Raw genomic sequence first — 8,894 nt, forward strand, 5'->3', positions numbered from 1 at the left:
GGTCGGCGTTTTAAAATGCCAGTTACCCAATCCGCCACGGCCTCCAGGAGTCAGAATTTTGGTTTCTCCTTCTTCAGTGATCTCAAATAATACCTCGCCTGTTTCTGCATCTTTTGCAATTGTTCCCAGGGGAACATCCAGAATTTCATCCTTTCCAAATTTACCAGAAGAAAGTCCGCTGGAACCACATCCTCCGTCTTCAGCAATAATGTGTTTACGGTATTTTAAGTGTAACAAGGTCCAGAATTGCGTATTACCCCTTAAGATAATATGTCCTCCGCGGCCACCATCACCACCATCTGGTCCACCCATCGCCGTCTTTTTATCGCGGTGTAAATGTGCAGAACCTGCCCCTCCCTTACCAGAACGGCAGCATATTTTAACATAATCTACAAAATTTGAACCTTGCGACATAATCTTTTTATTTGAGTCAGAATCTCTTCTGAAAATTTCATTATAAATAAAAATAGCGGGAAGAACTTAGATCTGTCCCGCTATTTAAACAAATATTTTTATTAATACTGGTCAATAACAGCAGACAGGCTTGCAAAGATATCATCAATTTTTCCGATACCATTTACTTTGCTCAATTTTCCCTGCGCCTCATAATAAGGCAAAACATGAATGGTTTTATTGAAATACTCTTCAATACGTTTCTGCAGTTTATCAGCCTGGTCATCCACCCTACCGGTTTCTTTTTGACGCTGGGCAATTCTTTTGGTCAATTCGTCCTGGTCTACATCCAGGGCAATTACACCTGCAATACTACTGCCTTTGCTTTCTAAAAATTCATCCAGGGCCTGTGCCTGAGGAACCGTCCGCGGGAAACCATCAAAAATGAATCCTTTTGCTTCAGGGTTCTTATCCACTTCCTCTTCCAGCATTGCAATCGTAATTTCATCCGGAACAAGCTGTCCGTCTGCAATAAGCTGACTCACCTTTTGGCCTAGCGGAGATTGATTTTTAATATGTGCCCTAAAAAGGTCACCGGTAGAGATGTGGATTAACTGATATTTATCAATTAATTTTTCAGATTGGGTGCCTTTGCCTGCACCCGGTGGGCCAAAGAGAACAAAATTCAGCATTTGGGTTGTCTTTAAAAATTTAAAAGCCTTTCTGCCATCCGCAGTTAGGCTTTTCTCAGTTTTGAGATTGCGAAGTTACGTATCAGTAACCAATTTAACAAGAATTTAATAAAAATAGGACTTAAAACAGGCTGCTATTTTATAGCAACATAATCTCAGTACAAGGTACACAAGACAGAGGACCACCTTCCTTCGCATATCTTCATACTTTCTTCGCAACAAGCTCATATAAACATGGGCTAAGGCCCTTTTATGCGAACATGGTATGAAGATAGTATGCAGATGATATCAGGATCTAGATAATTAGGTATCTTTAAGCAACAAATTAACCAAGGGCTTATGGCAACAGTAGCACTTCAAAGTACAGAGGGCAAATGGATAATGGCATCTACCATAATGGCCTCTGCCATGGCATTTATAGATGCTACGGCCTTAAATGTTGTCTTACCTTCCTTACAGCAGAGCCTTCGTGCCTCCGGACCTGATTTGTTTTGGATACTCAACGCATACCTGCTTATGCTTGCCGCACTGATCCTAATCGGCGGTACGATGGGAGATCACTTTGGCCGTAAGAAGATCTTCATGGCTGGAATTTTTATTTTTATTCTCGGTTCAGCAGCCTGTGGAATTTCCTCTTCAGCTCCTATGCTGATCATCCTGAGAGTTATGCAAGGCATTGGTGGCGCTTTTATGATCCCCGGGAGCCTATCCCTGATCTCTTCCTCTATCCGGGAAAAAGAAAGAGGCAAAGCTATTGGAACCTGGTCTGCTGCAACAACACTGGTTACTATGGGCGGACCCGCACTTGGGGGTGCATTGGCTGATGCCGGTTTATGGCGTTATATATTTTTCATTAATGTACCTATTGGGGTTGTTGCACTGCTTATTTTAGCCTTTAAAGTACGGGAAACAAAGGACAAGACCAGTTCAAAAAAACTCGATTTTGAGGGTGCAATAGCGATTGCCTTTGGCCTCGCCCTGCTCACTTTCGGATTTCTGCGTATCCCAACTGTTGGCTTTAGTCACATCCAGGGCTACGGCTCTGTCACAGCGGGCCTTCTACTACTACTGGCCTTTGTTTTTATAGAAAAAAAAAGTCCTCAACCGATGATGCCATTAAATCTCTTCCACAATAAGATGTTTAGTGGAACTAACCTGCTTACTTTCTTCCTCTATGCCGGACTTGGTGCAGGCATGCTGTTCCTTTCTTTAAACATGGTTCAGATACAAGGCTATACCCAGCTTCAATCTGGACTAACCTTTCTGCCATTCACTATTTTTATGGTGGTAAACGCTCGCTTTGCTGGTGGCCTGGCAGACAAATATGGCCCCCGTTTATTTCTGATTACCGGACCTTTTCTTGCAGGAGCGGGATTATTGATGCTCTCTTTTGTAGGGCAGACCAGAGGTGCTTCAGATTACTGGATCACTTTTTTTCCGGGGATACTAGTTTTTGGATTTGGTATGTCGCTTACTGTTGCTCCACTTACCGCAGCAGTAATGGGCGCAGTAAATGATCAATTTTCAGGAACCGCGTCTGGTATAAACAATGCTATTTCAAGGATCTCAGGTGTGTTTGCCAATGCAATTCTTGGTGCTTTGGCCGTTTTGTTCTTTACAGGAGCATTACAAAAGGAACTGATCGGCCTCCCGCTTCATCCACAGCAGAAACAGGTCATTCTCGGCCAGGCCATTAATCTGGGAGATGCTCAAGTGCCGTCAGATCTCCCTGCATCAGTTAAAAAACAAATAAAAACAGTTTATCAAACCAGCTTTACGAAAGCCTATAAGAAGATCATGAAGGTAGCTGCAGGACTGGCATTTCTTGCCGCATTGACGGCTTTCCTAAGCATTAAAAATAAGCCAGGTTAAATTCGCAAATCTTATCTGTCCGGTTCAAAATCCAGAGAAACAGAATTCATACAAAATCTTTTGCCGGTTGGTGGGGGGCCATCATCAAAGATATGTCCGAGATGAGATCCGCATCTGGCACAAAGTACTTCTGTTCTCTGCATGCCAAGCGAATTGTCTTCCCTATAAATCACACTTTTCTTTCCTATGGGTTCAAAAAAACTTGGCCAGCCACAAGTACTGGAAAATTTAGCATCCGATTTAAACAACACATTTCCGCAAACCGCACAATAATAAGTTCCTTTAGCCTCCTGGTTCCAGTATTGCCCGGTAAATGGCTGTTCTGTTGCCTGCTCCCTCGCAACTGCATACAACTCAGGCGACAGAATTTTTTTCCATACCGTATTCGAAACCTTTACTGGCTTGGTATCTGTATTGGAATAATAAGGATTATTTTCATGGCCTTTAGAAGATTTCAGGTGTTGTGCATAAACACCTGTGAAGGACAGTAAGCACAAGGCTGTGATTAAAATGAATGGTTTCATGGCCTGATCATTTATTTTTGATTTTATCTTTAAACACCTTTTTGAACTTTTCAAGTTCAGGCTGTATCACATATTTACAATAGGGTTCATTGCCGTTTTGGCTGAAATAGTCCTGATGATAATCTTCTGCTTTATAAAAAACTTTAAAAGGCACCACCTGTGTTACAATCTTATTTTTATAGACTTTCTCCGCATTAAGTTTATTAACATAATAGACTGCCTTATCTTTCTGGGCGGCATTATGATAGAAAATAGCAGAACGGTATTGTGTTCCAACATCATTCCCCTGCCTGTTCAGCTGCGTTGGATCATGGGCTACAAAAAAGGCCTGCAGCAATTCATCGAAAGAGATGACCGAAGGATTATAAATAATGTTGCAAGCTTCTGCATGGCCAGTTGTCCCCGTACACACCTCTTTGTAACTCGGATTAGCTACATGCCCTCCGCTAAAACCAGAAACTACTTTCTCTACCCCCTTAAGCTCTTTAAACTTGGCTTCTGTACACCAGAAACAACCCGTTGCAAAAGTGGCCGTATCCAATTTGACTTTCTGAAGTAGCGATTTCTCTTTTTTAAGATCTGTTACACCAGGGCCTTTGAATGATGCTGCAAATGCAGAGCCAATCGTTAAGGTATACAAGATCATATAGCAAACTATCTTTCTCATCTTTTTAAGATTTGTTTCATTTACTCAATTAACGAAAAAAAGGAGCGTTGGGTTTCGTTTTTTATCTTTTAGCAGAGAAAAGACAATTCGCTTACAATTAAAATATTTTCATTTACAGCCATCCGGTTGGTTCTGAGTTTCGTACATAACTATATTCTCCACTAATATCTAAAATTATGCTCAAACTCAACCCAAAATTCCACGGGATCATCGACTATCTGATCGTCATTCTCCTGTTTCTACCCCCAACCCTATTTCAACTACCTTCGTTAACCTCTCGCATCACTTACACACTAGCGGAGATACATCTGGTCATTACGCTTTGTACAAATTTTCAATTTGGTATTTTTAAGATCATTCCATTTAAAACACTCGGTAAAATTCAGTTAATGATATCCATCATTTTAATGACAATTGCGCTTCATCTGAGTGCCGAAGAAGATCATGGAGCGCAACTTTTCTATCTTTCAGTTGCTACGGTTATTTTTATTACGTGGCGGTTTATCCCATATACCACACCCATTCAAAAAAAATATTTGTAAGCTAAAAAACCAATAAACAAAAAGAGGATGATCATGATCTATGACACACCCTCTTCACTCAACCAACTAAACACCAACTATTTAATATCTAACCATCAAAATAGGTTTCAATATTATTATTTAGTGAATTTGTCAAAATTCGACACATAAAAAGTATCGATAGCGCTTTTTGCCGGCAAGAATGCAGACCTGTATAAAACCTCTGTTGTAGATTTGTAATCATTAATTATTACAGTAGAGGCATCAAGTTCAGCTAGTCTGATCTTCTTTGTTTGATTAGAAGTAGATGTATAAATTATATCGGTAAACAACATCGTTGGATCAGCTTCAAGCCAATTTATGGTAAGAATGCCTTTGGAGCCATCAAAAACACTTGAAGTGATCCCCCTATTAATGATACCCGAGTTATAATTTACACCGTACACCATCCCATTGGCGTAAACTGGAACCGATCTGTTGCCTTTATCATCAAAAGTTCTAATCTCAAAATTCATTGCACCTTCGGGCAGATTGGTTATGATCTCTTTTACCGTATCAACTCCTTGGCTTCTCTTAATCGATCTTTCCAAGGAGTCGTTCCTTCCATTCCAAAAAATTCGATACTTAATAATTTTAGGATCTGAGGTAAATAGTCCTGTCAACATCACCCTTTTGTTTCCCGGCAATACCTTTACTGAGTCTAAAATACCTGGATATGATATTTCATTATTGCCCTGAAACCTTGTTTTGTAATCATCCATTTTTCTGCATGAGTTAATCATTACAGTAAAAAGCAGTAAAATACTACTATATAAAATCTTGTTATTTTTCATCAGTATATAATTATTTTTAAAGGTTATGAGGCCATCACGTGCTACCAAAATTTATTCATTTGGGCTTGTGTAGTGTTGCACATGATGGTTTCATTGGTCTTAAATAAGCACTCATTTACTTCCGTAAACTTCCATTTGCGTAATCATCATAAAGTATGCATTCTGCCAGTTCTTTAAACATTTTAGCCGAACATATCTGTAAGGAGGCTGTCCTGGTTCGAATTCCATCTCCCAACCTTTTTGAGCATAGGCAAGATCCTCTCCGGATTCTGTACCAGCTGGAAGTCCGGAAGGCTTAACAATTGTTTTTGACCCCAGGAGCATCCAGTTATCGTAGCTTCCATTAGCTGATGGATTGTTAGTACCCCAAACTTCATAATCTTTCAAGTTACCCCGAACATAGAAGTTGGTTCCATCTTCCGTTCTGGGAAATAGAACGAGCCTGCTCAATGCCTTTGTGACACCTAAATCGATGGTAATTGTTTGAGGTGTGGCTGCACTCTCCACTGTAAAAGTACATGGCCACCTCGCCTGATTATAATTCCCGTCCCACATGTATTTTACAAAAGTTCCATAAGCTAATTCGGCATCTCCAGGTAAAGGAAAAGGGCTAAACTTTGAGCGATCTAATCTTATTTCACTGTATGGTGTTAATTTTTGAATTAACGTGTCAGTAACATTTTGAAAGCGATCCATTACCACAAAGCCAAATTTTATTGGTTTAGATTGAAGCCCTCTTATGGTTAAATTTCCTGCCGCACTTTGCGTATATATTTTATCGAGATTCGCCCATGTTCCATTATTTAAAGTATCTGCAAGGGGAACAATGATAATAGCTGCCTTAGGATCATTTGTAAATTTAATATTAGGGCCGCCAAAACCGGGTACAATTTTCAAGCTTTCATAAACCAGCTCAATTGGCGGTTTTGTAGGGTTTACTTTCACGACTACCGGATCAGATGCCGTCTCACTGCGATTAACGCAATATAATTTTATTTCTTTCTCTCCAGCACTCCCAAATCCATCAACTGTCAGCTGGTTATTATAATAAGATGATACGATTTCACGTTTCACTCCTGGTCTTATTTCATAGACAGCTTTAACATACAACAAATCTTCATCGCTGGGCAAAGCATAGGTTAGCGTAGCCTGGCCGCTTTCATTCTTAATCCCTATATTAGAAATGACACCAGGTTTTCCCGTATTCTTTTCTAGTGGGGTATTTAACATATCTCTTTTACAACCCGGAATACTCATTAATGACAAGGCCATTAATCCGGCTATTTTCAAAATATAAAATAGTTTTTTCATGTGAATATATTTAATTGTATATCTACCAACCTGGGTTTTGCACCAGATTCTCATTAACCAGGAGATTATTTTCTGTAATTGGCCATAGATAATCTCTTGGGGCTACAAATCGTTGACTAAAGAATGTCAGTTGCCTATAATATAAAGCCGAAGTAGCTTGGTTAATATCCCAACCCTGAACGTTTCCGTTAAGCTCTACGGTAGCTGTCTTCCATCTGCGTAAATCCCAGAACCGGCTTCCTTCCATACTCAATTCAATCGCTCTCTCTTGATGAATAATATCTCTCAAACCTTCTTTTGATTGGTATTTTGATGGGTTATTTGAGAAATTTGTCCATGAGTCCTCTATAGTTTTTAGTCCCGATCTTGTTCTAATACGATTTATATAATCATAAACTTCATTTCCAGGGCCTGAAAATTCATTTAAAGCCTCAGCATAAAGCAGGTAAAGATCAGCCAGACGAAAATTTGGCCAAGGGTAACGTTCAGTGGATACGACATTATTTGCACCCCAGGTATATTTCCAATTGATTAATTTTTTCGCAAAATAGCCTGTTATTGGTAATGGAGTTCCTGTACTCGCTCCACCTTGCCTTGCCTGCATGTTATAAGTATTTTCATCTGTTGAGGAGGGGCTGCTTTCTTGGTACCATATTCCACCATCAAAAGAAAGTGAGGCATAAAAGCGATTCTCTCTGTCAAAATTCAATCTAGAGGATATATATCCCTGAAGATTATTAAAACGTTCCGTATAAATACCCGTTCTTCTTTCCGTACGATTAGAAAAGTTGAGTGTTTTGTCTTCATTTACTGGTACACCATTCGAGCTATAGAACATATCTGCCATTTTCATAGTAGCTCCTACATCTGCAATTGCACCATTACTTCCACCATATCTGCCGTCAAAATGCCCCACGGTAACTGCCTGCAGTCCATTTGTATTGGCATTTGAGAGCCCCCAGATTAATTCAGAATTCCACTTATCAGTCACAGCATTACGCAAATTCATTTGTTTTTTGGTTGTATCACTTAATTTAAAGGAAGTCCCGGGAAAAACGTACAATGCTATACCAGCGCCTTCACATGCTGATATAGCTTCCTTGCAAGCTTCGGCAGCCCGCTTCCATTTATTCGCGTCATAATTTGAACTAATTAACTGCAATCCACTTTTATCCTTAAATGAAGAATAATCCGAATTCCCATTGAATAGAGGACTTGCTGCAAATACTAGAACCCGCGCTTTCATACTCAGTGCAATCGGCCTTGTTATTCTACCCAATTCGTTTGTTTTATTTTGGATAGTAGCGGGTAAGTTTAAACTTGCTTTATCTAATAGTGCGACGATATAATTTACTACACTGTCTACCGGTTTTCGTTTTACTTTGAGTTGCGCTATAGGCACGTCAATATTTTGACTTACATCCACTATAGGAACCGGTCCATAAGCCCTCATAAGTATGAAATGATAATACGCTTTTAAAAACTGTGCTTCGGATATCCACTTTCTTCTTTCATCGGGCGAAATATCAGGTACTTTAGAAAGATTGCTCATATTCTCAATAAAAACATTACAGTCTCTAATTGCGCGAAACATGGAAGGAGATCCATTTGTACCGTCCCAGTAATTATAATATGGATCAACAATGTTTTGATTTCCCCGCGGCAGATTTGCGGCCAAACTATTAGATCGGCTTATAAGAGGTGTAGCCAGTTCATCTCCACCTAAAAAAGCCGGATTACTTGCTGTATTGCCATCGTCTGGAATGTAAGAATAGCAGGTAAACAAATATTTTTCTGCCTCATCGCGTAAATTAAACGCGTTATCTACCGTAGGAATATTATCCGGAATAACGTCTAGATAATCTTTTTTACACGAAACAGTTACTAAAACTATAAGAATAAGAACTTTAAGTATAGTTCTTGGAAAAAGCTTTTTTAAGAGACGGCTGTTTAAATTGAAATGATGTTCCATTTAAATTATAATTAGTTTGAAACTATTCTGTTAAGGAGTAATGTGTAATCGAAGATGTTATAGGCTAACTCTTAGCCCAACATTATATACTTTTTGTATCGGGTAACCT

The 8,894-nt window shown here is 39.4% G+C and carries 8 protein-coding genes and 1 pseudogene; 2 read left to right on the plus strand and 7 right to left on the minus strand.

Going from position 1 to position 8,894, the window contains the following annotated elements:
- Together DBR11_RS30345 and DBR11_RS24715 are read right to left on the minus strand one after the other, a co-directional pair.
- Positions 1-414, minus strand: a pseudogene (locus DBR11_RS30345) (GTPase ObgE); the annotation flags it as partial.
- A gap of 101 nt (positions 415-515) precedes the next feature.
- A complete protein-coding gene (locus DBR11_RS24715; protein WP_108555250.1) occupies positions 516-1,085 on the minus strand; it encodes an adenylate kinase in 570 nt (189 codons plus the stop codon).
- A gap of 339 nt (positions 1,086-1,424) precedes the next feature.
- Between DBR11_RS24715 and DBR11_RS24720 the strand changes: the two genes are divergently transcribed.
- A complete protein-coding gene (locus tag DBR11_RS24720) occupies positions 1,425-2,957 on the plus strand; it encodes an MFS transporter (RefSeq protein ID WP_108555251.1) in 1,533 nt (510 codons plus the stop codon).
- Positions 2,958-2,968: 11 nt separating this feature from the next.
- Here DBR11_RS24720 and msrB read toward each other — a convergent pair whose 3' ends face one another.
- Together msrB and msrA are read right to left on the minus strand one after the other, a co-directional pair.
- Positions 2,969-3,481 carry a peptide-methionine (R)-S-oxide reductase MsrB gene (gene msrB / locus DBR11_RS24725; protein ID WP_108555252.1) on the minus strand — a complete coding sequence of 171 codons (513 nt, stop codon included), beginning with the start codon at positions 3,479-3,481 and terminating at the stop codon, positions 2,969-2,971.
- A gap of 7 nt (positions 3,482-3,488) precedes the next feature.
- Entirely contained in the window at positions 3,489-4,148 is a 660-nt protein-coding gene (gene msrA, locus DBR11_RS24730; RefSeq protein WP_233260896.1) for a peptide-methionine (S)-S-oxide reductase MsrA, read from the minus strand.
- A 176-nt stretch (positions 4,149-4,324) separates the two neighbouring features.
- On the opposite strand from msrA, the gene DBR11_RS24735 reads away from it, so the two are divergent.
- A complete protein-coding gene (locus DBR11_RS24735) occupies positions 4,325-4,690 on the plus strand; it encodes a hypothetical protein (RefSeq protein ID WP_108555254.1) in 366 nt (121 codons plus the stop codon).
- A gap of 116 nt (positions 4,691-4,806) precedes the next feature.
- Here the strand turns inward: DBR11_RS24735 and DBR11_RS24740 are convergent, their stop codons facing one another.
- From DBR11_RS24740 to DBR11_RS24750, 3 genes are all read right to left on the minus strand, one after another.
- Entirely contained in the window at positions 4,807-5,502 is a 696-nt protein-coding gene (locus DBR11_RS24740) for a DUF4998 domain-containing protein (RefSeq protein ID WP_108555255.1), read from the minus strand.
- Positions 5,503-5,613: 111 nt separating this feature from the next.
- The gene (locus tag DBR11_RS24745; protein ID WP_158275375.1) at positions 5,614-6,813 is read right to left on the minus strand and encodes a DUF5000 domain-containing lipoprotein; all 1,200 of its coding nucleotides are present in this window, start codon (positions 6,811-6,813) and stop codon (positions 5,614-5,616) included.
- Between the two features lie 22 nt (positions 6,814-6,835).
- On the minus strand, positions 6,836-8,785 hold the full coding sequence (locus DBR11_RS24750) for a RagB/SusD family nutrient uptake outer membrane protein (protein WP_108555257.1): 1,950 nt from the start codon (positions 8,783-8,785) through the stop codon (positions 6,836-6,838).
- Positions 8,786-8,894: the final 109 nt, after the last annotated feature.

The organism is Pedobacter sp. HMWF019, from assembly GCF_003061025.1.
GTDB lineage: Bacteria > Bacteroidota > Bacteroidia > Sphingobacteriales > Sphingobacteriaceae > Pedobacter.

Coding starts and splice junctions, on each gene's coding strand:
- DBR11_RS24715 (WP_108555250.1), bottom strand. CDS start 1,085: ATGCTGAATTTTGTTCTCTTTGGCCCACCGGGTGCAGGCAAAGGCACC.
- DBR11_RS24720 (WP_108555251.1), top strand. CDS start 1,425: ATGGCAACAGTAGCACTTCAAAGTACAGAGGGCAAATGGATAATGGCA.
- msrB (WP_108555252.1), bottom strand. CDS start 3,481: ATGAAACCATTCATTTTAATCACAGCCTTGTGCTTACTGTCCTTCACA.
- msrA (WP_233260896.1), bottom strand. CDS start 4,148: ATGAGAAAGATAGTTTGCTATATGATCTTGTATACCTTAACGATTGGC.
- DBR11_RS24735 (WP_108555254.1), top strand. CDS start 4,325: ATGCTCAAACTCAACCCAAAATTCCACGGGATCATCGACTATCTGATC.
- DBR11_RS24740 (WP_108555255.1), bottom strand. CDS start 5,502: ATGAAAAATAACAAGATTTTATATAGTAGTATTTTACTGCTTTTTACT.
- DBR11_RS24745 (WP_158275375.1), bottom strand. CDS start 6,813: ATGAAAAAACTATTTTATATTTTGAAAATAGCCGGATTAATGGCCTTG.
- DBR11_RS24750 (WP_108555257.1), bottom strand. CDS start 8,785: ATGGAACATCATTTCAATTTAAACAGCCGTCTCTTAAAAAAGCTTTTT.